The sequence below is a fragment of the Caballeronia sp. SL1002 genome (genome assembly GCF_057814995.1).
Genome location: NZ_JBYMUW010000002.1, coordinates 1088916 through 1114481, shown reverse-complemented (window position 1 = coordinate 1114481; position 25566 = coordinate 1088916). Strand labels below are relative to the sequence as shown.

22 protein-coding genes are annotated in these 25566 nt (G+C 64.9%); 10 read left to right on the top strand and 12 right to left on the bottom strand.

Features of this window, described 5'->3' with window-relative positions; all coding sequences use genetic code 11:
* Positions 1–43 precede the first annotated feature (43 nt).
* Both AC3D25_RS07980 and AC3D25_RS07975 read right to left on the bottom strand, forming a co-directional pair.
* Positions 44–1681, bottom strand: coding sequence for a M30 family zinc metallopeptidase (locus AC3D25_RS07980; protein ID WP_488887883.1), 1638 nt, complete (start codon positions 1679–1681; stop codon positions 44–46).
* A 147-nt stretch (positions 1682–1828) separates the two neighbouring features.
* The gene (locus AC3D25_RS07975) at positions 1829–2905 is read right to left on the bottom strand and encodes an NAD(P)/FAD-dependent oxidoreductase (protein WP_488887882.1); all 1077 of its coding nucleotides are present in this window, start codon (positions 2903–2905) and stop codon (positions 1829–1831) included.
* Positions 2906–3085: 180 nt separating this feature from the next.
* Between AC3D25_RS07975 and AC3D25_RS07970 the strand changes: the two genes are divergently transcribed.
* Positions 3086–3526, top strand: coding sequence for a cupin domain-containing protein (locus AC3D25_RS07970; protein WP_488887881.1), 441 nt, complete (start codon positions 3086–3088; stop codon positions 3524–3526).
* Positions 3527–4606: 1080 nt separating this feature from the next.
* On the opposite strand, the gene AC3D25_RS07965 is transcribed toward AC3D25_RS07970, so the two are convergent.
* Positions 4607–5974: a polyhydroxyalkanoate depolymerase gene (locus tag AC3D25_RS07965; RefSeq protein WP_488887880.1), complete on the bottom strand. Its 1368-nt coding sequence runs from the start codon at positions 5972–5974 to the stop codon at positions 4607–4609.
* A gap of 281 nt (positions 5975–6255) precedes the next feature.
* Between AC3D25_RS07965 and AC3D25_RS07960 the strand changes: the two genes are divergently transcribed.
* On the top strand, positions 6256–6909 hold the full coding sequence (locus AC3D25_RS07960) for a glutathione S-transferase family protein (protein ID WP_488887879.1): 654 nt from the start codon (positions 6256–6258) through the stop codon (positions 6907–6909).
* 24 nt (positions 6910–6933) lie between these two features.
* On the opposite strand, the gene AC3D25_RS07955 is transcribed toward AC3D25_RS07960, so the two are convergent.
* On the bottom strand, positions 6934–7785 hold the full coding sequence (locus AC3D25_RS07955) for an NmrA family NAD(P)-binding protein (protein ID WP_488887878.1): 852 nt from the start codon (positions 7783–7785) through the stop codon (positions 6934–6936).
* A 140-nt stretch (positions 7786–7925) separates the two neighbouring features.
* Positions 7926–8996, bottom strand: a complete 1071-nt coding sequence (locus AC3D25_RS07950) for a hypothetical protein (RefSeq protein WP_488887877.1) — start codon at positions 8994–8996, stop codon at positions 7926–7928.
* 249 nt (positions 8997–9245) lie between these two features.
* Between AC3D25_RS07950 and AC3D25_RS07945 the strand changes: the two genes are divergently transcribed.
* The 3 genes from AC3D25_RS07945 (at position 9246) to AC3D25_RS07935 (ending at position 13531) form a co-directional block, all read left to right on the top strand.
* The gene (locus tag AC3D25_RS07945; RefSeq protein ID WP_488887876.1) at positions 9246–10160 is read left to right on the top strand and encodes a LysR family transcriptional regulator; all 915 of its coding nucleotides are present in this window, start codon (positions 9246–9248) and stop codon (positions 10158–10160) included.
* A gap of 114 nt (positions 10161–10274) precedes the next feature.
* Complete coding sequence (locus tag AC3D25_RS07940) at positions 10275–11033, top strand: SDR family NAD(P)-dependent oxidoreductase (RefSeq protein ID WP_488887875.1); 759 nt, start codon at positions 10275–10277, stop codon at positions 11031–11033.
* 278 nt (positions 11034–11311) lie between these two features.
* Positions 11312–13531 (top strand): TonB-dependent receptor, encoded by a 2220-nt coding sequence (locus AC3D25_RS07935; protein ID WP_488887874.1) that lies wholly within the window; start codon positions 11312–11314, stop codon positions 13529–13531.
* Here AC3D25_RS07935 and AC3D25_RS07930 read toward each other — a convergent pair.
* Both AC3D25_RS07930 and AC3D25_RS07925 read right to left on the bottom strand, forming a co-directional pair.
* Positions 13483–15135, bottom strand: a complete 1653-nt coding sequence (locus AC3D25_RS07930) for a PepSY-associated TM helix domain-containing protein (RefSeq protein WP_488887873.1) — start codon at positions 15133–15135, stop codon at positions 13483–13485. The genes AC3D25_RS07935 and AC3D25_RS07930 overlap by 49 nt on opposite strands.
* Before the next feature lie 15 nt (positions 15136–15150).
* Positions 15151–15486: a hypothetical protein gene (locus AC3D25_RS07925; RefSeq protein WP_488887872.1), complete on the bottom strand. Its 336-nt coding sequence runs from the start codon at positions 15484–15486 to the stop codon at positions 15151–15153.
* A 24-nt stretch (positions 15487–15510) separates the two neighbouring features.
* Here AC3D25_RS07925 and AC3D25_RS07920 point away from each other — a divergent pair, with 24 nt between their 5' ends.
* Entirely contained in the window at positions 15511–15660 is a 150-nt protein-coding gene (locus AC3D25_RS07920) for a hypothetical protein (RefSeq protein WP_488887871.1), read from the top strand.
* A gap of 49 nt (positions 15661–15709) precedes the next feature.
* Here AC3D25_RS07920 and AC3D25_RS07915 read toward each other — a convergent pair whose 3' ends face one another.
* From AC3D25_RS07915 to AC3D25_RS07900, 4 genes are all read right to left on the bottom strand, one after another.
* On the bottom strand, positions 15710–16102 hold the full coding sequence (locus AC3D25_RS07915; RefSeq protein WP_488887870.1) for a hypothetical protein: 393 nt from the start codon (positions 16100–16102) through the stop codon (positions 15710–15712).
* 283 nt (positions 16103–16385) lie between these two features.
* Positions 16386–16676, bottom strand: coding sequence for a hypothetical protein (locus AC3D25_RS07910; protein ID WP_488887869.1), 291 nt, complete (start codon positions 16674–16676; stop codon positions 16386–16388).
* 145 nt (positions 16677–16821) lie between these two features.
* Positions 16822–18012: a Rieske 2Fe-2S domain-containing protein gene (locus tag AC3D25_RS07905; RefSeq protein ID WP_488887868.1), complete on the bottom strand. Its 1191-nt coding sequence runs from the start codon at positions 18010–18012 to the stop codon at positions 16822–16824.
* 436 nt (positions 18013–18448) lie between these two features.
* The gene (locus AC3D25_RS07900; protein ID WP_488887867.1) at positions 18449–19360 is read right to left on the bottom strand and encodes a LysR family transcriptional regulator; all 912 of its coding nucleotides are present in this window, start codon (positions 19358–19360) and stop codon (positions 18449–18451) included.
* 117 nt (positions 19361–19477) lie between these two features.
* On the opposite strand from AC3D25_RS07900, the gene AC3D25_RS07895 reads away from it, so the two are divergent.
* Positions 19478–20479 carry a DMT family transporter gene (locus tag AC3D25_RS07895; protein WP_488887866.1) on the top strand — a complete coding sequence of 334 codons (1002 nt, stop codon included), beginning with the start codon at positions 19478–19480 and terminating at the stop codon, positions 20477–20479.
* Here AC3D25_RS07895 and AC3D25_RS07890 read toward each other — a convergent pair.
* Positions 20468–21094 carry a DUF938 domain-containing protein gene (locus tag AC3D25_RS07890; protein ID WP_488887865.1) on the bottom strand — a complete coding sequence of 209 codons (627 nt, stop codon included), beginning with the start codon at positions 21092–21094 and terminating at the stop codon, positions 20468–20470. The two genes, AC3D25_RS07895 and AC3D25_RS07890, sit on opposite strands and share 12 nt — an antisense overlap.
* A 1260-nt stretch (positions 21095–22354) precedes the next feature.
* On the opposite strand from AC3D25_RS07890, the gene AC3D25_RS07885 reads away from it, so the two are divergent.
* The 3 genes from AC3D25_RS07885 to AC3D25_RS07875 all read left to right on the top strand — a co-directional run bounded on the left by AC3D25_RS07885 (position 22355) and on the right by AC3D25_RS07875 (position 25523).
* Positions 22355–22861 carry an ankyrin repeat domain-containing protein gene (locus AC3D25_RS07885; RefSeq protein ID WP_488889634.1) on the top strand — a complete coding sequence of 169 codons (507 nt, stop codon included), beginning with the start codon at positions 22355–22357 and terminating at the stop codon, positions 22859–22861.
* 142 nt (positions 22862–23003) lie between these two features.
* Positions 23004–24212 (top strand): hypothetical protein, encoded by a 1209-nt coding sequence (locus AC3D25_RS07880; RefSeq protein WP_488887864.1) that lies wholly within the window; start codon positions 23004–23006, stop codon positions 24210–24212.
* A 33-nt stretch (positions 24213–24245) separates the two neighbouring features.
* A complete protein-coding gene (locus AC3D25_RS07875) occupies positions 24246–25523 on the top strand; it encodes an MFS transporter (RefSeq protein ID WP_488887863.1) in 1278 nt (425 codons plus the stop codon).
* Positions 25524–25566: the final 43 nt, after the last annotated feature.

The window sequence follows — 25566 nt, the reverse complement described above, 5'->3', positions numbered from 1 at the left end:
TCAGTGCCGGAAGGTGCCGGCCAGACCCGGCGAAGCACCAATCTTAAAACACGACGACCGCCAGCGTCGCGCCCACCGGAATCGGCAGCTTTTCCGAGTAGGTACCGCGCACGCTCGACGCACGCAGCAGCGGCGCGGACGCCAGCGCGTTCAGCGTGGCGGGCGTCGTGGCCGCGGCGCTCGGCGCGCTGTAACTCGACACGTCGATCGGCGCGAGCGTGAAGCCGCTTTCGCTGCGCGCCGGGAAACCGTAGCCTGCGGGCGCGATCGACGCGGGCATCATTGCGCCCATCGTGACGCCGAAGCGCTCGGCCTGATCGGCGAGGCTGGAGGTCGCGTTCGCCGCCTTGATCGCTTCGTTCAGCACGGTCGCGGAGTCGGTGCTGTCGGTGCGGTAAAGTAAGTCGCGATAGAACGCGAGACCGAGCTGGCGGTTCAGGAAGCCGCCGAACGATCCGTTCACCGCGTAGCCGTCGCAACCCGCGCCGTAGAAATTGACGAGCGAACAGCCGCTTGCGCTTTCGGCGACGAAGTCCCGCACGCGCAGGTCGCGCACGTTGTTGTAGGCGGGATCGAGCGTGTTGCTCGCCCAGTCTTCCATCATCATCGCGGTCTGTTCTTCAAGCCACGTGCTGTAGGTGTAGTCCTTGCCCGCGAGCAGCCCGCGCCGGTAGAAGTTCTGCATGTGCATGCCTTCGTGCGCCATCGTCGTGACGATAGTGCGCATGCCGGCCGCGGCGCCAAGATACATGGTCTCGGAATCGAGGAAGAGCGCGAGCGCTTCGTTGCTGTTCGGCGCCGAAACCTTCGAGATGTTGTTCTGGCTCCAGAAATAACCGACCGTGCCGTAGGCTGCGCCGTCGTGATTGAAGTTCAGCACGACGAGGTCGATCGGCTGGCTCGGTCCGATGATGTTCGAATACGGCGCCGCGCCCCACACCGGGCCGCCCACCGACACCAGCATGTCGTACACGCCGCCGCTCTTGGCATACGCGCTGAGCAGCGCATTGACGATGGCGTCGGACACCTTCGACGGATCGTATTCCGTGCTTTCCACCCACACGTTCACGCGCGGGCCGTTCGGCACCGTGGCCTGAGCGACGAGGCGCGTCGTGCGCGTCGTGCCGTCCATGTGATACCAGCTGCGCGAATCGCCGATGTTGTACGCCACCGGCGAAGACGTGGCGACGTGCGCGACCGCGTCCGAGCGCGGGCTCAGCAGCGCGGCGAAACCCGTGCGGTTGAATTCCTGGATCGCTTGAACAGGCGTCTGCGACGCTGGTGAAGCGCTGGCGATGGCCGCGCGGCTGATCGCAGACAGGCTCGCCGTCGCGGGAAAGTTATCCGACGACAACGCGATGTCGCTGCTCGTCGGATTCGTGTACACGAGACGCACCTGCTGGCCGGTCAATCCCGACAGGTTCACCGATGCGTGCCCGACCGCCGTGCCCGAATTGCTCTGCGACCAGACGCCCACACCGCTGCCCGAATATTGCGTCGCGCTCGTCGCGCCGCAGCCGGTGCACGCCGGCGTAATCGTGCTGACGCCGGCGACCGGAACCGCCGCCGCCGCGTTGCCGCCCGGCGCATCCGATCCTCCACCGCCGCCGCACGCGGCGAGCGCGCTCAATGCGCCCCACATCAACGCGGTCGTCGCGCTTTTCCACAACTTGCCTTGCATCGCCCTGAGTTCCTTTTTGAGCCGGGCACCGGCCCTTCGGGCGGTTTTCGGCTGTCTTTCGGCTATTACTCAGGGTTATGTCGGCAATATCGGGTAAGACTTGAGCAGCATCGAAACTATTCGATGCCGAATCGGTACTCGTACCCTTCAGGCGGTGTGCTTCAGCTTTTCGGCCAGCTTTGCGTCGTAGCTCGAATGAACGTGCGTGCGTTTCTGGTCGGGATACGCGTAGGCGTAAGCGCGGCGCAGCGCGAGCGAGGCTTCGTGGAAGCCCGAAAGAATCAGCTTCTGCTTGTTCGGATAATTCGCGATATCGCCCGCCGCGAAAATTCCGGGGCGCGAACTTTCATAGCCGCTCGTCTCCACGTCGATCCGCCCGCCATGAATCTGCAGGCCCCAATGCGCGATCGGTCCGAGATCGGCGACCAGTCCGTAGAGCACGAGCAGGTGATCGGCGTCGAGCGCCGCCGTGCCGTCGATTTGCCGCACCGTGAGCGACGCCAGCGCGCCTTCCGGCGCGTCGATCCCCGCGATCGATCCGACCATGAAATCCATCTCGCCCGCGTCCACCGCGCGCCGCATGTGGTCGACCGTGCCGTTTGCCGCGCTGAAACCGTTGCGCCGATGCACCAGCGTCACGCGCTCGGCCACTTCACGGAGCGCGAGCGCCCAGTCGAGGGCGGAGTCGCCGCCGCCCGCGACCACCACACGCCGGCCCGCGAAAGTTTCGAGACTCTGCACGCTGTAATGAACGTGGCGATTTTCGAGCGGCGCGGCTTCGTCGAGTGCGAGCCGCTGCGGCACGAACGCGCCGTTGCCCGCCGCGATCAGGATCGACGCCGCATCGAAAACGAGACCCGCGCCGGTCGTGACGAGAAAGCGGCCGTCCTCGCCCTGTTCGAGCGTTTCGACGCGCTGGTTCAGGTGGATCGGCACATCGAATGGGCGACATTGCGCCATCAGGCGTTCCACAAGCTCGCGCGCGGTGCATGACGGGATGGCGGGGATGTCGTAGATCGGCTTGTCCGGATACAGCTCCGTGCACTGGCCGCCCGTGCGTCCGAGCGCATCGACGATCTGGCACGACATGCCGATCACGCCAGCCTCGAACGCGGCGAACAGACCGACCGGCCCCGCGCCGACGATCAGGACATCGGTGCGAAGTGACGTGGGATCGGCCGTGGGATGGGCGTCTGGCGTTGTGAGGCGAGTTTCGTCGTGCATACGGATTCCGTTGATTGGCAGAACTGGAACGCCGACGATACCCAAACGCCTCGCGCGCGGCAACGATACCTACGCCGCGCGTGGGGTGGGCTTTAAGCGGCGTATGGCCGGTTCGGTTACCTAATGGAACGCTTGATGCTTTGCAACACGACCCCATACCGTCATTTCGAGGAGCGTCCCATGTCGACCGCCGCCGTTGAACTCACCACGCAGTTTTCGCATGTTCGTCCTGAGGACACCGCATTCGAAGATCAGGGATTGCGCGATTTCTTTTTGTATCGCGATTTAGGGATTGCGGCGGCGACGGGCGGCAGGGTCATCGCGCAGCTCGTCAAGGCCAACATGGCGCCGGAAAAGGGAACGGGCTGGCACCGGCACGAGGCCGACTTCCATATCGTACTGATGCTCAAGGGCTGGGCGCGGTTCATGTACGGCGACCAGGAGACGCTTGTCGCGACGGGCGACTGCGTGCATCAGGCGCCGGGTATCGTCCACTTTCTTTTCGATTACTCGGAGGATATGGAGTATCTCGAGATTGTTGGGCCCGCCGCGTTTACTACGCTCGCCGCTCAGGCTCCTTGTGAGGTGCCTGGGTGTACGCCCTGGACTAAGGGTGCGTGACGGCTGGCGCTGGTTGGGTTGGTCGCTTGGGCGCTTCTGGGAACTTGATTTCGTGTCGGTCTATTAGTGCGCCGCTATGCGCGGCGGCACTTACTTTCTTTGCTGCTGCAAAGAAAGTAAGCAAAGAAAGCAGCTTGTCCGTCTAAGTGTCGCCTCCACATAGCTGCGCGGATAGGTGCGCAGGCTGATTCGGCTAACTCGCAGTCATTCCTATTGGCACAGCGCCTGTTTGGTCCATCCTCGCTGCGCTCGGACGATGGGCATAGCCGGCCTAGCACCGTGCTTCCCGGGAACTTGATTTCGTGTCGGTCTATTAGCGCGCCGCTATGCGCGGCAGCAGTCACTTTCTTTGCTGCTGCAAAGAAAGTAACCAAAGAAAGCAGCTTGTCCGCAGAAGTGTCCACCACGAATAACCTCGCGGATAGGCGCGCAGGCTGACTCGGCTAACGCGCGGTTATTCCTATTGGCACAGCGCCGGTCAGTTCCATCCTCGCTGCGCTCGGACGATGGGCGTAGCCGGCCTAGCACCGCGTTTTCTGGGAACTTGATTTCGTGTAGGTCTATTAGCGCGCCGCTGTGCGCGGCGGCACTTACTTTCTTTGCTGCTGCAAAGAAAGTAAGCAAAGAAAGCAGCGTGACCGTCTAAGTGTCCACCACGAACCGTAACCCGGAGTGGTGCAATAGAACAGCCGTGGCATCGCGCCACCAAACAGAGTGGAGCCGCTCATTCATCCCGGCAGGCATAAATGCCTGCCAGTAAGGCATAACCGGAAAAACTAATCCGACCGCTGGTTGTTGATGCACCCGTCGTCCGAGCGCAGCGAGGACGGAACTGACAGATGCTGTGCCAATACGAACAAATGCGCGCTAACCGAATCAGCTTGCGGGCCTATCCGCAAGGTTATTCGAGGTGGACACTTAGGCGGATAAGCTGCTTTCTTTGGTTACTTTCTTTGCAGCAGCAAAGAAAGTGACTGCTGCCGCGCATAGCGGCGTGCTAATAGACCTACACGAAAGCAAGTTCCCAAGAAGCGCCCAAAAAACCAAAGCAAAAGCGCCAGCAACAAAAACCCGCCTACTTCACCCGCGTCCATCGCGCAACTCGTCCACCTCAACAACCCCACTTCCAGCCTTCATCAAAGGCGCGTCCACGCGCGTAACCGGCGCAATCGACCGCAAAGGCTGCGTCCTTGCATTAACGACCACCGCGCGCGGTTCGTTATCGTGGATCATCGCGCGCACGCGTGGATAAATGTGCCGCTCCCAGCGCCCGCCATTGAACACACCGTAATGTCCGACGCCCGTCTGCACATGATGCGTCTTCAAATACGGCCGCAGTTTGTCGCACAGATCCTGCGCCGCCAGCGTCTGCCCGACCGCGCAAATATCGTCGCGCTCGCCCTCGACCGTCAACAACGCCGTGCGCCGGATCGCGGACGGTTCCACCAGACGGCCCTCCACTTCGAGTTCATGCAGCGGCAACGCATGGCGCTGAAACACGGTATCGACGGTTTCGAGGTAGAACTCGGCGGTGAGGTCCATCGTCGCGAAGTATTCCTCATAGAACACGCGGATCGCCTCGGCCTTCGCCGGATCGCCCTTCGCGCGCTCGTAGTACATCGTCTCGAACGAATCCATATGCCGTTCGAGATTCATCGCCATGAACGCCGTGAGCTGCAGGTGCCCGGGATACACGCGCCGGCACGCGCCGCCGAAACCCCACGGCACGGCGCTGATCAACTTGCGCTCGAACCACTCCAGCGGTTTGCTCTTGGCGAGCGCGTTGACGTGCGTAGGATTGATCCGCGTATCGATCGGCCCGGCCATCAGCGTCATGCTCGCGGGCTGCGCCGGATGATTCTCGGCGGCCATCAGCGAAACGGCCGCGAGCGCGGCCACCGTCGGCTGACAAACAGCCACCAGATGCACGCCCGGGCCGATCGTCTCGATAAAGTCGATCACGTGCCTCACGTATTCGTCGAATCCGAAGCGCCCTTTCGAAAGCGGGACATCGCGCGGATTGATCCAGTCGGTGATGTACACGTCGTGTTCCGGCAGCATCGTCCGGATGGTGCCGCGCAGAAGTGTCGCAAAGTGTCCCGACATCGGCGCGATCATCAGGACGCGCGGTTGCGGCTGCGCCGAGCGCGACGCCGCGGGTTTCGCGAAGTGGAGCAGCGAGCAGAACGGCGTGGATGCTGCGATTTCCTCGGCCACCGGCACGGGCTTGCCGTCCATCATGACAGTGTCGATGCCGAACGCAGGCCGCGAATGGGTGAGTCCGCTGAGTGAAATCAACTCACAGGTCGCGCGGATCGAGCGGCCTTGCGGCGTCTCAGCGAATCCAGGCCACGCATCAAGCGACCCATTGAGGATCGACGCGCCGTGGCGCAGCGGCAGCGACAGGTCGGACATTGACTGAAAAGCGGAGTATGCGAATGGGTTCATCGCCTTTCGCACGAATGCGTTTCATGAGGGTGACAAATTTGGACGCAATGTATGTGCCAATCGAGCGCGCGCTGAACGAATGCGCCTGCCCCAGCACGCTCTCGCATGGCACATCCCTTGCCTTCTTCGGTGCGTGCGCCCGTTTTGCCGCGCTTTGGTGCGCGCCGCCGCATTTCGCGCACGCGTGCGTGCATAAATGCGATCGAAGCGTGACGAAGACACGCCGCAAGTGCGGATCAAACGACCCGCAAACGGTCTGCCCGACCAGCCAGGAGTTTCGAATGACGAATGCCACGCTCACCATCAGCAGCAAAAACTATTCGTCGTGGTCGATGCGCGGCTGGCTGCTCACCAAATTCAGTGGCCTGCCGTTCGATGAAGTCGTGATGCCCGTCGACGATCCCGGCGCGCGCGCCGAACTTCTGCTGCTGTCGCCGTCGATTCTCGTGCCGTGTCTTTTTCACGACGGCATCAAGGTCTGGGACACGCTCGCCATCGCCGAATATCTGCACGAGGTGCGTCCGCAAGCCGGACTCCTGCCCGCCGAACGGCCGATGCGCGCGCATTGCCGCGCCATCTGCGGCGAAATGCACTCGGGTTTCGGCTCGCTGCGCTCCGCCTTGCCGATGAATCTCAAAGCGCATTTCCCCGGCTTCAAGGTCTGGGCGCGCGCGCAAACCGACATCGAGCGCATCCAGGCGATCTGGAGCGAGTGCCTGGCGCAATACGGCGGCCCGTATTTGTTCGGCGAACTGAGCGCCGCCGACGCGATGTTCGCGCCGGTCATTACGCGTTTCGTGACTTACGACGTGCAGCTTCCAGCGGAAATCGCCGCGTATGCCGAACGCATGCTCGCGCGGCCGGAGATGCAGCAATGGATCGCGGATGCGCAGCGTGAAGTGGATGAAATCGACGAACTCGACGTGGAATTCTGAGCGCCGCTAGCGCTAATAAGTCCGCTAGATCAGCCCGCGCAGGACGGTCGCGAGCGGCACCTCGCCTTTCATCGTCTCGCAGGCGCTTTCGAACGCGATCCACCCTTCGTTGAAACCGTCGAGCATCTGCATGCGCGGCAGCGGATTGCGCATGCCTTGCGCGCGAAAGAGCGCCTCCCAGCTCTCGCGCGGCAGCACTTCCATCTCTACGCTGCGTCCGAGCATGCGCGCAAGCTCCGCGCCGATCATCTCCGGCGACACGCGCTCCGGTCCTTCCAGCTCCACGATCCGCCGCCCTTCCCACGACTCGCGCAGCAAGTTCGCGGCGACCCGTCCGATATCGGCGGTCGCGACCATCGGCACGGTGCGCGCGAGCGGTTGCAGAAAGCTCGGCACGACGCCGTGTTCGCGCGCGGGCGCGATATCCCACGCGGCGTTTTCGATGAACCACGCGGCGCGCAGGAACGCGATCGGCGTCGAAAGCGTGCCGAGTTCCTGTTCCAGCATGCCCAGTTGGTTCAGCAGATTCGGCTGGACGGCCTGCGCGCCGATGGTCGACAGGCAAACGATGCGCTTGGGCTTTGCCTGAGCAAGCGCCGCGCGCAACGCGCCGATCATCGCGCGGGATTCGGTGAAGCCCGGCGAGGGATCGAAGGTGGGCGGCAGCAGCACGAACACGCCTTCCGCGCCTTCGAAAGCCGCGGCGAGCGCCGCTGCGTCGTTCATGTCGGCGAGCGCGATGCTGCAACCTTGCGCCGACCACGCCGCGCCCCTGGCCGCATCGCGGACGACGGCCCGCACGTCGCAGCCCGCCGCGAGCAGCGTGCGCGCGACGACCCCGCCGACTTGTCCGGTGATTCCCGTAATGGCGTACATATCCTTCTCCCGTTGGTCCTTGCATTGGCTTGCAGCGGCTTGCTGCACGGAGAGGAGTCTGCGGCGTGAACCAGCGTTTACCGATAACCCGGGCGGCATGACTGAAATGACTTCATGGCATCGGCGCGCCCGGCCGAACGCTAGTTCGCCGGAATCGTGACGATCGGCGCTTTCGCGCTTTGCGACACTTCCGCGAGCGCCATCAGGTTCTGCACGACCGTGAACGCGTATTTCGAATCGAAATCCCCGCGCTCGATCCAGTAATTCGTCTGGCCGTAGAGAATATCGACATAGGCGTCCTCGGGCGGCTTCTCGCCCACCTTCACGATGATGGTCGGACGCGTCTCGCCGCCGACCAGCCCGAGGGTCGGCTTGGTCGAGCCGTTCTGAACCTGTTCGGACGGCACGCCGACCTGCGCGCCGAGATCGGTCAGGATGCCGAGCACGGAACGCGTCACCATCGGAATGCGGTCGCCGCGTTCGGCTGCCTGCCCGTAGACGACTTCATAAGTCTTCGTTTTCGGCGATAAATGCAAAAGGCGGCGCACCCGCGCCAGCGCGTCGCTCGTTTCGCGGCTTTCGCCGCTCGGGGTCGCGTTGATGGTCAGGAAAACGCGCATGCCGTGATCGCTCTCGCGCGATTCCACGTTCAGTTGTCCGGCCATCTGCAATTGGCGCAGCGCACGCAGCAACTGGAAGAAGCCGGCCGCGCCCGCGCTGTTCGGGCCGCCGAGCGCGTTGCCGTTCTGCAGGCCGCCGATCGACTGCGCGGTGATCCGCAGCAACAGGTCGATCGGAATGCCGCTGTCGGCGAGCGGCATGACGAGCGCGGGCGCGAGCGGCCGGATATAGGCGCTCGCGTAGGCTTCGCCGGTGGTCGGCGTGAACGTGAAGGTCGGGTGATTCGAATAGGACACGCTGCCGGTCGCGAGCGCGTAGTTCGGCTGGCTGCCGGAGCCGGCGTTGAGCGTCGATCCGGCGGTGGCATCGAACGTGTATGCCGCGATGATCTGGCTCACGCTCAGGAACGCGGGGGAATCGGCGAAGCGCAAACCGACGATGGCGGCAAGAATTTCACGCTTTTTCGCGTCGCCGAGCGCGCGGGCGTAGTCGACCTGATCGGCCTTCAGACGCGTCGGGCCGATGCTGGAACAGCCGGCGGTGAGACAGACGAGGCTCAGGAAGGCGAGCGATAGTGCTTTCCGTGTCATGGATTTTTTCGCGAGAGTCCAGGGAGGCGGACGACGGCAGCGCCGCCGAACCCGGGGCCGCGTTCGCAAGTTCCGTGCCTTTGGGGCCGGATTCGGGGCGTCTTTGCTTGAGAAATGGAGGCGCGAGGCGTCGGGTTTTGTTTTGTGAAGCGGGGGAAAGTCTGCGTCGAACGAGACTGGAGCCGGGATCGTCGGTATAACGCAGCGCACTATACTGTCCGATACATCCGAACAGTGCCGATCATCGATATGAACAAGCTCGACCTGCTGCGCACCTTCGTGCGGGTGACGGAACTCGCCAGCTTCACGCAGGCCGCCGATCAACTCAGTCTGCCCAAAACCAATGTTTCCGACTCGGTGAAGACGCTCGAAGCGCTGGTCGGCGCGCGCCTCCTGCATCGGACGACGCGCAAGGTGCAGCCGACGCAGGACGGTCTCGCGCTCTACGAATCGGCGAAGGAACTGCTCGGGCGCATGGAGGAACTCGAAGGCATGTTCCGGCGCGGCACGTCGCTGCTTGCCGGCCGGCTGCGCGTGGACATGCCGACGCTCGTCGCGCGGCGCGTCGTGCTGCCGCGTCTCGGGGAATTTTTGAGCGCGCATCCGAATCTCGAGATCGAGATCAGCAGCACCGACCGCCGCGTCGATCTCGTGCGCGAAGGCTTCGACTGCGTGCTGCGGATCGGCGGGCTCGCCGATTCGCAGTTGATCGCCCGTCCGCTCGGGCTTACGCCGGTCGTCAATTGCGCAAGTCCGGCGTATCTCGCGCAATACGGCACGCCGCGCACGCTCGACGACCTCGCCGCGCACCGGATCGTCCATTACGTGCAGGTGCTCGGCGCGCGTTCGGCGGGTTTCGAATACCTCGATCACGCCGATGCCACTGGATCGCCCGTCACTCAATATGTGCCGATGGCGGGCGCGGTCACGGTGAATAACGCCGACGCCTACGAAGCCGCGGCGCTCGGCGGCCTCGGCATCATCCAGGCGCCGGCGACGGGCGTTCGGCACGATCTCGGCAACGGCCGGCTCGTCGCGCTGCTGCCGGAATTCACCGCCGCGCCGATGCCCGTCTCGCTCCTCTACGCAAGCCGCCAGGTTCCGGAACGCGTGCGGGTGTTCATGGACTGGCTCGCGGAATTGATCGAAGCCGACCTCGATTAACGCGTGATTGTCCGGTTGAGCCGGACAGTCAAACCGGTTTTGACGGTCTTTATCCGCGCGGCGCATCGTCTTAAAGTTCTCTCACGCATTCCATCGGACCCTGGAGAGAACAGCATGAAAGGCAAGATTGCACTTATCACCGGCGCGAATCGCGGTCTCGGCCGCAACGCTGCGATGAAACTGGCGGAACGCGGCGTGAATATCGTCGCGACGTATCGGAATAATGCCGCCGAGGCCGACGCGCTGGTCGCGGAGATTGTGGCGGCGGGCGGCAAGGCGCATGCGCTGCGTCTCGACGTGGCGAAAAGCGAGACTTTCCGTGAGTTCGCAGCCGAAGTCGCGGCGCTGCTAAAACGCGATTTTCAGCGCGATACCTTCGATTTCCTCGTCAACAACGCCGGTGTCGGTCTGCACGTCGCGTTCGCCGAAACCACGCCCGCGCAGTTCGACGACATGATGGCGGTCCATCTCAAAGGCCCGTTTTTCCTGACGCAGGCGCTGCTGCCGCTGATCGCCGATAACGGGCGGATTCTGAACGTATCGAGCGGACTCACGCGATTCTCCCTGCCCGGCTCCTCGGCCTACGCGACGATGAAAGGCGGGATCGAGGTGCTGACTCGCTATCTGGCGCGCGAACTCGGCGGACGTGGCATCGCGGTCAACACGATCGCCCCCGGCGCGATCGCGACGGATTTCAGCGGCGGCGTGGTGCGCGACAACCCGGAAGTGAACCGCTTCGTCTCGCAAAACACCGCGCTCGGCCGCGCAGGCTTGCCGGACGACATCGGCGGCGCGATCGCGGGCCTGCTGTCCGACGAAAACCGCTGGATGACAGCGCAACGTGTTGAGTTTTCCGGCGGGATGTTTATCTAACACGCGCTAAAACCGCTGCGAAAACGCCTCCGTGCGCCTTGTGCCGGAGGCGTTTTCACGTCTGATAAAAGAAAAAAGCGCAGTTAGGTGGTGCGAACGCAACAACCGGGTAGATTATTCAACTCGCTGAATGATAACGATTCTCGTTAACGATATACTCCGTTCACTCTTACATAGGCCTGTCGACGGCCAACGACGGGCAGACAGAATCATGCCGCCGGCGATGCGCCAAAAAAACGCACGTCCGGACGGAATCAAGACCACTTCGCAAAACTCACATGTCCGTTTCCAGCTTGCCTGCGTCGCGAGTCGCTTCGCGCATATCGCCGATCACCGCCGCCACGCGTCACGTTTTCCTCATCGCCGCGCTCACCCTTTCCACGCACGCATTCGCGCAATCGACGACGGGCGACACGCCCGCAGCATCGCCAGGCACGGCCGACACCGCCCTGCCCGCCGTCAAGGTGAACGCGGCCGCCGAGGCGCTGCCCGGCGATTTCGCGCCGACCTACAGCGGCGGCCAGGTCGCGCGCGGCTCGCAGGTCGGGATTTTCGGCAACAAGGAAATGATCGACATTCCGTTCGCGATGTCGAGCTATACCGCGAAACTGATCGAAGATCAGCAGGCGCGCAGCATCGCAGACGTGCTCGATAACGACCCGGCCGTGCGCTCGGGCTTCGGCTTCGGCAACTTCGCGCAGGTGTTCGTGATCCGCGGCTTCACGCTGACCGGCGACGACATTTCGCTCAACGGCCTGTACGGCCTTACGCCGCGCCAGTTGGTGGCGACCGAGGCGCTCGAACGCGTCGACGTGTTCAAGGGCGCCAACGCGTTCCTGAACGGCGCATCGCCGACCGGCTCGGCCATCGGCGGCGGCGTGAACCTCGAACTGAAGCGCGCCGACGACAAGCCGCTCACGCGCGTCAGCGTCGATGGGAGCGGTTCCGGCGAACTCGGCACGCACGTGGACGTGGGCCGCCGCTTCGGCAGCGAAGGCCAGTTCGGGATCCGCGTGAACAGCGCGATCCGCGACGGCGAAACGAGTATCGACGACGAACACCGCCGCAGCACGATGACCTCGGTCGCGCTCGATTATCGCGGCGACAAACTGCGTCTCTACGGCGACTTCCTGTACCAGCGTCAGGTGATCGACGAAGGCCGTTCGGTCGTGTATGTCTCGGGCAACCAGATTCCGACCGTGCCGTCCGCGACGCACAACTACGCGCAATCGTGGACCAACAGCGTTCTCGAAGACACGGTCGGCATCGCGCGCGCGGAGTACGACTTCCTGCCCGCGTGGACGGCGTATGTGAGCGCCGGCGTGCACCACAGCAACGAACGCGGCGATTACTCGTCGCCGAACTACAACGCGGAGACCGGCACCACGGCGTATCGACTCGGCGTGCCGCGCAAATCGGATTCGCAAGCGGGCGAAGCGGGCGTGCGCGGCCAGTTCGCGACCGGTCCGGTGACGCATCAGGTGAACGCGGGCGTCGCGATCACGCATATCGAAGACCGCGCGCCGTACGAGTTCTCGGGCACGTACGTCACCGATCTCTACGACACCGTGCAGGTGCCGCGCCCCGCCGCGACGATCATCGGCGGCGACGAGGCGAATCCGCCCGTCACCGGCATCACGCTGATGAAGAGCATCGCCGTGTCGGATACGCTCGGCTTCCTGAACGACCGCGTGCTGTTCACCATCGGCGCGCGCCGCCAGCAGATTCACGAAAACGGCTACGCGGCCGCGACCGGCATCCAGAACGCAGCCTATAACGACGGCATCACCACGCCGCTGTTCGGCCTCGTCGTGAAGCCGTGGCAGAACGTGTCGATCTACGCGAACCGCACCGAGGCACTCGCCAAGGGCGACACCGCGCCGGTCGGCTCGACGAACTTCGGCCAGTTGCTCGCGCCGTATCGCTCGAAACAATACGAAGTGGGCGTGAAGTACGACGCGAAGGGTTACGGCGCATCGCTCGCGGCGTATCAGATCGAGAAGCCGACCGCTTATACCGATTCGACCGGCTTTTACGGCACGAACGGCACGGAGCGTCATCGCGGGCTGGAAGCGTCGGTGTACGGCGAGCCGGTCAAGGGCGTGCGCCTGATCGCGGGTGCGTCGTACATCAACGCCACGCTCGAAGATACGGCGGGCGGCCTGACCGACGGCCAGAAGCCGGTCGGCGTGCCGAGCGTGCTTTTCAACCTCGGCGCGGAATACGACATTCCGATGCTGACCGGCCTCACGCTCACCGCGCGCTGGATCCACACTGGCTCGCAGTATCTGAACGTGCCGAACACGCTGTCGATTCCGGCGTGGGATCGATTCGATATCGGCGCGCGTTACGCGGTCAATATCTACAACCACCCGACGACCTTCCGCGCCAGCGTGCTGAACGTCGCCAACAAGGGCTACTGGGCATCGACCACCGGCGGTTATCTGACTCAGGGCGCGCCGCGCACGTTCCTGCTGTCGCTCACCACCGACTTCTGATCGGCCGGGCCTGAACCGCTCCAGACGCTGTCGGCGCGACCCGCCGATACGCGTCGGGCGGTTTTTTTCATCATCCACGCGAAACATGCGGCGCCAATCGCGGCGCCGACATCCACGCCGAGCGCGCCGGCGCTCTGGCTTCCCCATCCGAATACCGAAGGCAGCAGCCAGCCGAGCAGGCTCACGGCCGGAATCATCGCGGTAGAAAGCGCCGCCAATCCGAGCAGCTCCACCGAGGCCCGCGCCGCGCCGCGCGCGAACGCCCAGCCGATACTTCCCAGAAACACGACGTAGTACACCCAGCGATGCGCCGCCTGCAAATCGGCGACATGGCCCGCCAGCACCTTGCCCGTGATGAGCGTCAACGAAATCCCGCAGATACAGCCGAGCGCGACGCCCACCGTGCCCGCCGCCATCAGCTGCGTCGAGCGGCGTTGCACGACCGGCCCGCCCTCACGCCGCTCGGCCCGTCGCCGGCTTTCGATCCACAGCAGATTGCCCGAATAGAACAGGAAGGCCCCGCCAAGGCCTAAGAAAAAGTACGCCCAGCGTACCGGTTCACCGCCGTAGCTGCCAAAATGGATCGCGTAGAGCGCGCCCGTCACGCTCGACCACGTGTTGCCCGCGCCGGGCAGGAATTCACCGCTCACGATGTGGCCGTCCGCCGCGTTGAGCAGCGCGAAGCCGCCGCCGAGCGAGAGATAGCGCGGATCGTCGCCGCGGATGAACACGGTCGCGTCCGAACTGCCCGCGCGCCGGTAGCTCATCTCGCTCGGCACGAAACCGGGCGCGCGTTCGTGCAGGATGGCGAGCAGCCGTTCGGGCGGCAGCGGCGCGGCCGGCGCGGCTTCGCCCGGTTTCGGCGCGGGGCCGAAGAACGGATTGTTCGCCTGCATCGACGCTTCGAGCTTGCCGTCGTAAATCGCGCGGTCCTGCGCTTTATAGAGATAGTCGTGCAGGCCAAAACCCACCGCCGTCAGCGCGATCGCCACGTGAAACGGCAGGCTCAGAATGCCGATCACGTTATGCGCGTCGAGCCACATGCGCTTCAGGTTCTTCCCCACGCGCACGACGAACAGGTCTTTCACCAGCGTCGGCAGCAACACGATCACGCCCGACACGAGCGCGAGCCCGTACAGCAGCGACACGACGCCCATCACGGCCATGCCCACGCCGATCGAGCCGGGCACGCCCGACGTCATGTGCAGAACGTCGATGAAACTCGCGGCGTCCGACGGACCGCTGGTATCCACGCGCAGGTGCCCGGACGGATCGCGGGTCGCCGTTAAACGCTGCGCGGGGCCGCGTGCCTGCCACATCAAGGTGGCGCGTGGCGTCGGGTCGCCATCGGAAGCGCCGCTCAGTTTCAGCGTGAATTGCTTTTTCGTGTCCGGATGCGCGGCGAGCGTCTCGGCGATCAACGCGTTGGCATCGGCTAACGGCACGGATGCGGCGCGCGCGGCGGGCGGCGTGACCCAGTCGGCGATCTCGTCCTTGAACATCGTGACCGCGCCCGCGTAGAAGGCGATGAAAAGAGCGAGACCGGCGACGATGCCGGTCCAGGTGTGCACGGTCTTATAGACCCGGATGACGTCGCTGCGCATGGGGAAACAGGGAATCTAGAGGAGAAAATGGCGCACGGCGGCCAACAGCGCGAAGGCGGCGGCGTTCGCCACGCCGAGCCAGCACCAGGCGCGTCGGCCGCTCGCGAACATGAAACTCGCGCCCGACACGCCGATCCACACCGGCGGCACGAGCCACATCGCCACCTGGAACTTGTTCGCGACCCACAGTCCGCCCGGCGTCAGCAACGCGAGCAAGCCGCTCGCGGCGATCGCGAGACCAAAGCCGCCGAGCGCGCCGGCGAGCGTCTTGGAAAGCCAGTCGCGCGCGATGGGCGGCGCTTTGGGGTCGTCGCCGATGGGCGTGTTCATCGAGTGGACGACCGCGTCCACGCGAGTCCTGCGAAAGGAAACGCGATGAGGCTCGCCATCGAAACGGCGACGGCCAAGAAGATCGCGGCGGCTGGATTCAGCGTGCGCGCGGCGGCGCAAATCGCGCCGGCCATCAGCGCGGTGGCCGCCACGCGGCTGGGCAACCGCGGCCACGGCGCGCGCAGCCACGACTGACCGGTGCTGCCGAGATAAAAACATAGCGCGCCGGCCACGGCCGCAGCGGTCAGGAAAAGCTCGTGCATTGGAATTCGATGCAAAGTTCGACGCGCGCCCGAAGACGCCGGCGCTGCTTAATGAGAATGATTATCATACAGTGAATCATGGCGAAGGGCAGCGGCGCGACCTCTTGCCGGCCAAGTCCGAGAGACGCGAGAAACGCGGGCGAAGCCAGCGAAGCCAGCGGAGCCAGCGGAGCCAGCGGAGCCAGCGGAGCCAGCGGAGCCAGCGGAGCCAGCGGAGCCAGCGAAGCCAGCGAAGCCAGCGAAGCCAGCGGAGCCAGCGGAGCCAGCGGAGCCAGCGGAGCCAGCGGAGCCAGCGGAGCCAGCGGCCAAAACAAAACGGCCCGCTTGCGCGGGCCGTTTTGAAGATTCGTGTCGCGGAAATCGATCAGACACACGCGACGAACATTGCCGTTACTGGCGCTTCGAAGCCTCCTTCTTCAACTTCTTCGCTTCCTTCTTTTCCTTCGGCGTCTTGGTGGCGACCTTCTTCTCGGTCTTCTTGGCGTCCTGACTCTTGCTCATGATTTACTCCCCTGTAAATAGGTCTATTTTGCGCGGACTGGCGCGTTTTTCCCACGACTAAATGCGGCGCTTATCGCCGCACTGTGGGTCCTGCTCATGGCCTCGCTCATGGCCGCAAGCGCCCGTGCTGCCTTGGCGACTCGACGGCTGCGCAGGCTATTTATCGATGTTCGCGCGCAGTTCCCGCGCCGTTTCCAGCAGCCCTTCATAACCCGAGCGCGCGTGCGCCGGCAGATCGGGATCGCCGACCAACGTGCCGAGTGTCTCGATGATACTGAACAGAATGCCCTTCGCCGCACCCGCGGCCATGCGTCCTGAAGCGTAGGAGTCGTCCACGTGGGTCAGCGCGGCATCGAAATGTTCGAGCTCCGGCTGTTGTGTGGTGGACGCCGAGGACGTCCGTTCCGGGTTGACCGGCTCAGGCCGGTCGATCGAATCGCGAGTCATGGTGGCAACCTCTCTGGTTTTAATCGATGAATTGAAACGTCACCGTGAGCGTACGGCGAACAGACGGCGGCGCCGCGCTTCTTGTATAACGCCCGAGCGCCGAACGCGCCAGCCCCGGGCGTCATGCATCGGGCGCGGTGCGTCATCAGGAAGCAGGCGACTCCGTGACCGGCACGATCAGATGCACTTTCCGCGCGGGCGGCGCGGCGCTAACCGCCGGCGCGCCCCGCGCGATCAGCAGCGAACGCAACTCGTTGATGACCGGGAACACCTCGTGATTATGGTCCGCGCCCTGCCGGTCGTGCGCTTCCTGTTCGCGCTCCACGATCCACCGGTCCTCCTTGAAAATGCGCTCCGTGAACCAGACGAGCAGCGGCCACGCCGCGTCGAGCAAGCCGGGAATCTTCGGGCGGCGGATCGACAGCAGGCCGAACGTGCGATTGGTGCGCTGCGCCCGGTCGAGCGGCACATACGCGATCCACAGATCCATCACCACCGTCTCGTCCTTCGTGCGGATCCTGAGCGTCTGGTATGGATAAGCCGTGCGGATCGTCATGACGTCCTTGTGATGATCCTCCGGCGCGGTGCCGCGGGTCTGGCCGAACACGAGCGCCTCGCCGATCGGCTGCTTGCCGTCCTCGCGCGCGAACGTGTAGTCCACTTCCACCCAGTCCTCGCCGCGCCGGCGGCCGACGGAGCGCGCGCGCATCTGGCCCATCTGTTTGCGATGCAGGAACTGATGGTTCATGTCCATCAGGTTCTCATGCATGAACGTGTAATGACACTTCACCGCGCGGCCGAAGCGCCGCGTCTTGTACGCCTTGTCGCTCGCGGAAGCGAGGCTCGGAAACGGAACGGATTCGGCCAGCAGCGGATCGCCTGGAAACACGAAGATCAATCCCGCTTCCTCGCGGCACGGATACGCGCGCACGCCGTTCGGCAGCCGTTCGCGGCCGAGGTACGGGACGTCGGTGCAGCGGCCGGTGCAATCGTAGGTCCAGCCGTGATAACAGCAGCGAATCGATTCGCCATCGACCACGCCCGCGTGCAGCGGCACTTGCCGGTGCGCGCAGCGGTCTTCCAGCGCGAACACTTTGTCGGACTCGGTGCGCACCAGCACGATCGGGTCGCCCGCGAAATGCACGCCGTGCGTTTTGCCGCGCTTCACCTCGCGCGACCACGCGACCGGATACCAGTGATCGGGATGAATATCGACGCGGCGCAGATCGCGCGGCGCCGCTTCGGCGGTGTCGTCGCGGATCGGGTCTTGAGTGGCTTCCTGGGTAGATTCCTGAGTGGCGTCCTGAGTGACTTCCTGCGGCAACGCTGCTTGCATGTACGAGGCCTCCGCTGGTGAGTGGAGATCGCTCGGCGCGCCGCGCATTCTGGCTGGGCGGCATGACGAGCAACCTTCTGCAGTCTACACGGCGAGCGCGGCTCAGGTATGAAGGCGTTTCCCGCATTCACGCGTGCGCGGCTATCGCTTACTTTGGCTTACGTCAGCTTACTTGGGCTCACGTGGACTCACGTCGGTTCACGTCGGCTCGTGCCAGCTCACGTCGGCTCACGTCGGCTCACGTCGTCACGTGGGCTCACGTCGGCTCACGTCGGTTCACGTCGGTTCACGTCGGCTCACGCCAGCTCACGTCGGTTCACGCCAGCTCACGTGGGCTCACGTCGGTTCACGTCGGCTCATGCCAGCTCACGTGGGCTCACGTCGGTTCACGTCGGCTCACGCCAGCTCACGTCGGTTCACGCCAGCTCACGCCAGCTCAAATCAGCCGCGCCGCCAGAAAGTCGATCAGCACGCGCACCTTCGGCGGCAAAAACCGGTTCGGCGGATACAGCAGCCAGACCGTGCCCTGATACGCGCGCGCCTCCAGTTCCCAGTCTGCCAGCACCGGCTCGATCTCGCCCGCCGCGAGCGCCTCGCGCGCGGCGAACTCGGGCAGGTTCGCGATGCCCAGACCGAGCATCGCCGCTTCGATCCGCGCGCCCACGTGATTCGCGATATAGCGGCCCGACACGCTGACCGTGGCCGTTTCGGCGCCGCGCCGGAAGCGCCAGCGGTTGTCGTCGGCGGTTTCGCCTAGATAGATGCAGTCGTGCGCGGCCAGATCGCGTGGATGATCCGGCGTGCCGCGCGCGCGCAAATACGCCCGCGATGCGCCCAGCACCCAGCGCACCTTGCCCGCCTGCCGCGCGGCCAGCCCCTCGGGCGGATGCTCGGTCACGCGGATCACGAGATCGAGGTCCGCTTCGATCGGATCGACGTCGTGATCGGCGAAAAAAAGCTGCAGATCGACCTCCGGATACAGCGCGAGAAACTCGGGCACGAGCGGATGCACCACCGATTTCGCATACGACGTCGGCGCGCTCACCGCGACGCGGCCTTGCGGGCGCGCGGCGCGCTGGCCGGCGGCATCGACCGCGCCGGACGCCGCCGCCGCCATGTCGCGGCAATACCGGTAAACCTCGCCGCCCGATTCGGTCACGCGCACGCGGCGCGTCGAGCGTTCGAGGAGGCGCGTCGCGAGCGCTTCCTCCAGCCGCTTGATCTGGCGGCTCACGGTGGACGGCGTCGTGCCGAGCTGGCGCGCGGCGATCGAGAAATTACCGGCATCGACGACCCGCGCGAACACGGCCATATCGGGCAACAAGGCGAAAAGTTCAGCGGGATTCACGGACGCTCCATTTGTGCGCCAAGTGCATAAATCCTGTGCGCGATGACCCGATTATCGCCACGGCCGCATGGATCGACAATAGGCGTCCTTGAATCCACCCGCGACCGAGACTACTTTATGTCCGCCAAACGCCTGGCCGTACTTTCCGATCTCATGCTGCTGGCGGTTGCCGTGATCTGGGGCAGCAGTTACGCGGTCGTCAAAGAGGCGCTGCTGGTCTATCCGGTGCTGGCGCTGCTCACGCTGCGCTTCGGCATCACGTTCGTCGTGCTCGCGCCCGCGCTCAAGGCTTTGCGCCATGCCGATGCCCGCGCGCTTCGCGGCGTCGGCGTGGCGGGCGTGTTGCTGCTGTCGATTTTTCTGTGCGAAACCTTTGGCGTCTCGATGACGAGCGCCGCGAACGCTGCATTTCTGATCAGCCTGTGCGTCGTGATGACGCCGCTTGTCGAATGGGCGCTGCTCGCGCGACGCCCGGCGCGGGCCGAATGGATCGCGGTCGCGGTGTCGCTCGCGGGCGCGTGGCTGCTCGCGGGCGATGCCACCTTTGTTTTCAATCCCGGCGATGCGCTGATCCTGGCGGCGGCGCTGCTGCGCGCGCTCAACGTCTGCGTGACGAAGCGCGTGATGCGGGACTCCACATTGCCGGCGCTGTCGGTGACGGCCGTGCAGTCGGGCATCGTCGCGGCGGGGAGCGCCGGGATCGCGTTCGTAGCGTCCCGGTGGTCGAGCGCCACGCCGCACGCTTGGTCCGCGCTTCCTGCGCTTCCTGCGCTTCCTGCGCTTCCTGCGCTTCCTGCGCTTCCTGCGCTGCCCGCGCTGCCTGCGCTCGCCGGGCACGGGGTGTTCTGGGCGTCGGTCGCGTATCTGGTGCTCGCCTGCACGTTATTCGCGTTCTTCGCGCAGAACTTCGCGATCCGGCGCAGCAGTCCTACCCGCGTCGCCCTCCTGATGGGCAGCGAACCGGCCTTCGGCGCGCTGTTCGCGAGTGTCTGGCTCGGCGAATCCATATCGACGACGGGCTGGATCGGCGGCGGGCTGATCGTCATTGCCGCGCTCTTCGCGACCGTGCGCTGGCCGGTGCGGCCCGTCGCCCGCGCGCAACAGGCGTCAACGCTTTAGGGTTTTCCGGAACACGAGGCTCAGATTGTTTGCCGGCATCGGCACGATTTCTTCGAGCACCAATCCGGCTGCGGCGCCTAGCCGCACGACATCGTCCAGATCGCGGACGCCGTAGCGGGCGTCGGTGGCGCGCAGTTGGGCGTCGAAGGCCTCGTTGCTCGGCGCGGTGTGCGCGCCGTCGCGCCGGAACGGGCCGTACAGATACAGCACGCCGCCCACGCCGAGCCGCTCGCCCGCACCGCGAAACAGCGCTTCGGCCGCCTCCCAGGGCGCGATGTGGATCATGTTCACACAGACAATCGCCGCCACCTCGCCGATACCCCAGTCGGCCGCGCGCACGTCGAGCGCGAGCGGCGCGTTCACGTTCGGCAGCGCATCGTGCGCGCGCCATGCGGCGATGGACTGGCGCGCGTTTTCGTCCGGATCGCTCGGTTGCCACGTCAGGCCCGGCAAGGCTGCCGCGCAATGCACCGCGTGCTGGCCGGTTCCGCTCGCGATTTCCAGCACCGTCCCGCTGGGCGGCAAGATGTCCTTGAGGACGGCGAGAATCGCATCGCGGTTGCGGTTCGCCGCCGGGGCGATGCGGCGCGGAGTGGGATCGAGGGAATCGGTCATGGGGTCTCTTTTTGGCGCGGCGCGGGGTGGTGCGGGGAGCGTACGGGGGAGCGCGTTGTCGCGTCAAGCGGGGTTGCTGGCGTTCGGGGTTTTTTGGGTGCGTGCGCTCGCTGGGAACCTTCCGTCGGTTTTGTTTGCTGTTTTGTTTTCGTTTGCCGGCGCCCTTCGCTTTTGTTTGCCTGTGCTTCTCGGTGACTTGCTCTCGTGTAGGTCTATTAGCACGCCGCTATGCGCGGCAGCAGTCACTTTCTTTGCTGCTGCAAAGAAAGTAACCAAAGAAAGCAGCTTATCCGTCGAAGTGTCCACCACGAATAACCTCGCGGATAGGCGCGCAAGCTGACTATGGCAACTCGCATTCGTTGATATTGGCACAGCGCCTGTCAGTTCCCTCCTCGCTGCGCTCGGACGACGGGTGCATCAAAATCGGCGGTCGGTGTGGCTTGGTCTGGTTTTTCCGGTTATGCCTTACCGGCAGGCATTTATGCCTGCCGGGATGAATGAGCGGCTCCACTCTGTTGTGTGGTGCGATATCACGGCTGTTCTATCGCACCACTCCGGGTTACGGTTCGTGGTGGACACTTAGACGGTCACGCTGCTTTCTTTGCTTACTTTCTTTGCAGCAGCAAAGAAAGTAAGTGCCGCCGCGCACAGCGGCGCGCTAATAGACCGACACGAAATCAAGTTCCCGGGAAGCACGGTGCTAGGCCGGCTATGCCCATCGTCCGAGCGCAGCGAGGATGGAACTGACCGGCGCTGTGCCAATCCGAATAACTGCTCGTTGACCGAATCAGCTTGCGAGCCTATCCGGGTAGTTATGTGCGAGAGACACTTAGGCGGACAAGCTGCTTTCTTTGGTTACTTTCTTTGCAGCAGCAAAGAAAGTGACTGCTGCCGCGCATAGCGGCGTGCTAATAAACCTACACGAATGCAAGGTCCATAGAAGCGCCCGAACATCAGACGGTGTAACCCACCCACCCTAATCCCTCCATAGCGCCAGCAAAAACCAAACCCCAACTGCGCCAGCCATCCATCGCCCCCCGTGCACCTGGCGCGATTCGTGCTGTCAACGTGCGCCCGCAAGAACGCGCTGTCCGCGAAACCCCGTGAAACCTGTGTATCCTGCCAACTAAACGGAACGCCGCGAACAGCCCCCACCCACGACTCATCTTCCGCCCATGGAGCGACGCTATGCAGCATGAACCCGGCACACCGTCCGGTGAAGGTCCCGGCGAAGGTCTAAGTGAAGGCCCCGACGACGACATGATCGCTTTCGCCAGCGAAGTATTCGACGTCGCCCGCCGTGGCGACGCCGCGATGCTCGACGCGCTGCTCCACAAGGGCCTGCCGCCGAACCTGCGCAACGATCGCGGCGACACGCTCGTCATGCTCGCGAGCTACCACGGCCACGCCGACGCCGTGCGCGTGCTGCTCGGCCACAAGGCCGATCCGGATCTGCGTAACGACAACGGCCAGACGCCGATCGCGGGCGCGGCCTTCAAAGGCTTCAAACCAGTGATCGAGGCGTTGCTCGAACACGGCGCGGACGTCGAGGGCGCATCGCCCGACGGCCGCACGGCGCTGATGATCGCGGCCATGTTCAATCGCGTGGAGATGGTCGAATTCCTGATCGCGCATGGAGCGAACCCGGACGCGCGCGATGCAAACGGTTTCACGGCCCGCGACGCCGCCGAAAAAATGGGCGCACCCGACACGATGAAGCGCCTCGCCGACGCCGCCGCCACGCAAACGCGGCCCGACGGCGTCTGAACGTGCGGGACGTCCGGCAAAGGCGTCGGACACGACACGACACGCGCGGCAGAGCATTCCTGGCCGCGCGCCATCAATCCGTCCGGTACCATCCCGGACGATCTGAATCATGGCAGGTGGCCCGCAACATGGAGTGTTTGTGATGATTGGCGGTTTCTCGCGTCGCGGCGACGCCCGCATAACCTCGATCCCCGGCAGCGCGCGCGCTTTTCGCGCGGCTTCCGGTTTCGCGCCCGGTTTTGCGTCGGCATTGAACGCCGCCCTCGCCCGCGCGCGTCGCCCGCTCGCGATGCTGGCGGCCGTATCGGCGCTGGCCGCGCTCAGCGCGTGCAGTCTTTTTCCGCAGCAGGGCGCCGCGCCCATCGTCGATCATTCGAACGCCGAGGCCCCGCCCGACCTGATCGCCGCCGAACCGGACGAAGCGTCCGCGCCCGCCGTTGCCGAACCGGCGTCGGGGGCGAAACCGCGCCCGGCCAAGCCGAAGAAGCGGGTCGTCAAGCCGAAGCCGCGCGAAACGGTGGTGCAGCCGCCGCCCGAGGAACCGCCTCCGCCTCCGCCGCCCGAAATCATCACGACGCGCATCATGCAGCCGGAACAGGTGCATGGCCTCCTCGACAGCGAGGTCCAGCGGCCCGATGGCAAGGTCATCGGCCGCGCGGTCGATGCGTTCGCGGATCCCGCCGGCAAGCCCAAACTCATGGTGCTCAACCTGTCGGGCTTCTTGGGCGTCGGCGACCGCAAGGTCACGTTCCCGTGGAGCGCGTTCCGCTTCAACCCGGCGGCGAAGAAAGCGCCGATCACTCTCGTCCCCACGCCGCCCGCCAATCCGAAAGCGAAGCCCGAGCCGCCGAAGCCCGGCTCGGTGAACGACATTCCGCCGAGCATGGCGCAACTCGTCGATTCGACCGTGCTGCAACGAAGCGGCGCGCGCATGGGCCGCGTGGTGGACGTGCTGATCGACGCGCAGGCGCGGCCTCAGGCGCTGGTCGTCGATTTAAGCAATTCGCTTTCTGGCGAGAAACGCCACGTTGCGGCGAACTGGGCCGACGTGCATATCGTGACGCGGAACAAGGCGCAGCAATTGCAGATCGACTTCAACGACGCGCAACTGAAAGCGTCACCGACCTACGCGCCGGAACAGCCGATCAAGATCGTCTCGCCCGTCGTGCCGCCGCCCGTGCCCGCTTCGGCGCCGGCTGCCGCTTCGGGCGCGTCGGCATCCGGCGTACCCGCTGCCGTGCAGCCTGCATCGGCCACGCCAGCCGCCGCGCCGGTCACGGCCGCAAGCGGCGGCGCGACGGCAAGCGCTGGAGCGCATGCGCCGAAACCGCCTACAGACAACGCCAAATAACGATACCTACGATAAAGAGAGCGATCCAAACCAATGGTAATTGCACGAAGTCTTCGCGCGCTCGACTGGCTGAACTTCTTCGTCGCCAACGTGCAGACCGGCTTCGGCCCTTTCATCGCTTCCTACCTTGCCTCGAACAAGTGGACGCAAGGTGAGATCGGCCTGATGCTGAGCGTCGGCACGATCAGCGCGATGGCGAGCCAGCTGCCCGCGGGCGCGCTCGTCGATGCGTTGCGCAACAAGAAAGGCGCGGCCGCGGCGGCGATCATCGCGATCATCGCGAGCGCGCTGCTGCTCGCGGCGAGCCCGACGTTCGTGTCGGTTTTCGCCGCCGAAGTGCTGCACGGTTTCGCGAGCTGCATGCTGGTGCCGGCGATGGCCGCGATTTCGCTCGCGCTCGTGTCGCGCGCCGATCTCGGCGACCGGCTCGGCCGCAACGCGCGCTGGGCGTCGATCGGCAGCGCGCTCACCGCCGCGCTGATGGGCGCGTTCGGCGAGTATCTGTCGCTGCGCTCGGTGTTCTTCCTGACCGCCGCGCTCGCGTTGCCCGCGCTCGTCGCGCTGCACATGATTCACCACGAAATGGCCCCGCGCGTGCCGCGCCAGCGCACGGGCGATCTGCGGAAGGACGCCGACCCGAACGCCGACGCCGACGCCGCTTCCGATCCGAGCGCGGCAGTGACCGAGCCGCCCGAAAGCCTGCGCGAATTGCTGCGCGATCGCCGCTTGCTGATTTTCGCGGCGTGCGTCGTGCTGTTCCACCTCTCGAACGCGGCGATGCTCAATCTCGCCGCCGGCGAAGTGACCGCGCACATGGGCGACAACGTGCAGCTCGTGATCGCGGCGTGCATCATCGTGCCGCAGTTCATCGTGGCGGCGCTTTCGCCGTGGGTCGGACGGCAGGCGGAACGCTGGGGACGCCGGCCCGTCCTCTTGCTCGGCTTTTGCGCGCTGCCGGTGCGCGCGCTCTTGTTCGCGGGCGTGAGCAGCCCGTATCTGCTCGTGCCGGTGCAGATGCTCGACGGCATCAGCGCGGCCGTGTTCGGCGTGATGCTGCCGCTGATCGCCGCCGACGTCGCGGGCGGCAAGGGCCGCTACAACCTGTGTATCGGATTCTTCGGGCTGGCGGCGGGCGTCGGCGCCACGCTCAGCACGGCGGCGGCGGGTTTCGCCGCCGACCGCTTCGGCACGGCGATGAGCTTTTTCGGTTTAGCCGCAGCCGGTGCGCTGGCGGTCGCGCTGGTCTGGTTCGCGATGCCCGAGACCCGCGATGCGCGCATGCAGGACGAAGCGAAGAAAGCCGCCGCCTGAGCGTTCGGGCGCCGCGCAGCTTGTCCGCTGTGTCCGCGCCGGT

Bases quoted from the DNA above. Each gene is read 5' to 3' on its own strand.
- AC3D25_RS07920 (WP_488887871.1), top strand. From the start codon at position 15,511: ATGAGGCTCGCCATCGAAACGGCGACGGCCAAGAAGATCGCGGCGGCT.
- AC3D25_RS07910 (WP_488887869.1), bottom strand. From the start codon at position 16,676: ATGACTCGCGATTCGATCGACCGGCCTGAGCCGGTCAACCCGGAACGG.
- AC3D25_RS07945 (WP_488887876.1), top strand. From the start codon at position 9,246: ATGAACAAGCTCGACCTGCTGCGCACCTTCGTGCGGGTGACGGAACTC.
- AC3D25_RS07965 (WP_488887880.1), bottom strand. From the start codon at position 5,974: ATGAACCCATTCGCATACTCCGCTTTTCAGTCAATGTCCGACCTGTCG.
- AC3D25_RS07975 (WP_488887882.1), bottom strand. From the start codon at position 2,905: ATGCACGACGAAACTCGCCTCACAACGCCAGACGCCCATCCCACGGCC.
- AC3D25_RS07880 (WP_488887864.1), top strand. From the start codon at position 23,004: ATGATTGGCGGTTTCTCGCGTCGCGGCGACGCCCGCATAACCTCGATC.
- AC3D25_RS07895 (WP_488887866.1), top strand. From the start codon at position 19,478: ATGTCCGCCAAACGCCTGGCCGTACTTTCCGATCTCATGCTGCTGGCG.
- AC3D25_RS07905 (WP_488887868.1), bottom strand. From the start codon at position 18,012: ATGCAAGCAGCGTTGCCGCAGGAAGTCACTCAGGACGCCACTCAGGAA.
- AC3D25_RS07940 (WP_488887875.1), top strand. From the start codon at position 10,275: ATGAAAGGCAAGATTGCACTTATCACCGGCGCGAATCGCGGTCTCGGC.
- AC3D25_RS07930 (WP_488887873.1), bottom strand. From the start codon at position 15,135: ATGCGCAGCGACGTCATCCGGGTCTATAAGACCGTGCACACCTGGACC.
- AC3D25_RS07970 (WP_488887881.1), top strand. From the start codon at position 3,086: ATGTCGACCGCCGCCGTTGAACTCACCACGCAGTTTTCGCATGTTCGT.
- AC3D25_RS07875 (WP_488887863.1), top strand. From the start codon at position 24,246: ATGGTAATTGCACGAAGTCTTCGCGCGCTCGACTGGCTGAACTTCTTC.
- AC3D25_RS07950 (WP_488887877.1), bottom strand. From the start codon at position 8,996: ATGACACGGAAAGCACTATCGCTCGCCTTCCTGAGCCTCGTCTGTCTC.
- AC3D25_RS07885 (WP_488889634.1), top strand. From the start codon at position 22,355: ATGATCGCTTTCGCCAGCGAAGTATTCGACGTCGCCCGCCGTGGCGAC.
- AC3D25_RS07890 (WP_488887865.1), bottom strand. From the start codon at position 21,094: ATGACCGATTCCCTCGATCCCACTCCGCGCCGCATCGCCCCGGCGGCG.
- AC3D25_RS07960 (WP_488887879.1), top strand. From the start codon at position 6,256: ATGACGAATGCCACGCTCACCATCAGCAGCAAAAACTATTCGTCGTGG.
- AC3D25_RS07935 (WP_488887874.1), top strand. From the start codon at position 11,312: ATGTCCGTTTCCAGCTTGCCTGCGTCGCGAGTCGCTTCGCGCATATCG.
- AC3D25_RS07955 (WP_488887878.1), bottom strand. From the start codon at position 7,785: ATGTACGCCATTACGGGAATCACCGGACAAGTCGGCGGGGTCGTCGCG.
- AC3D25_RS07980 (WP_488887883.1), bottom strand. From the start codon at position 1,681: ATGCAAGGCAAGTTGTGGAAAAGCGCGACGACCGCGTTGATGTGGGGC.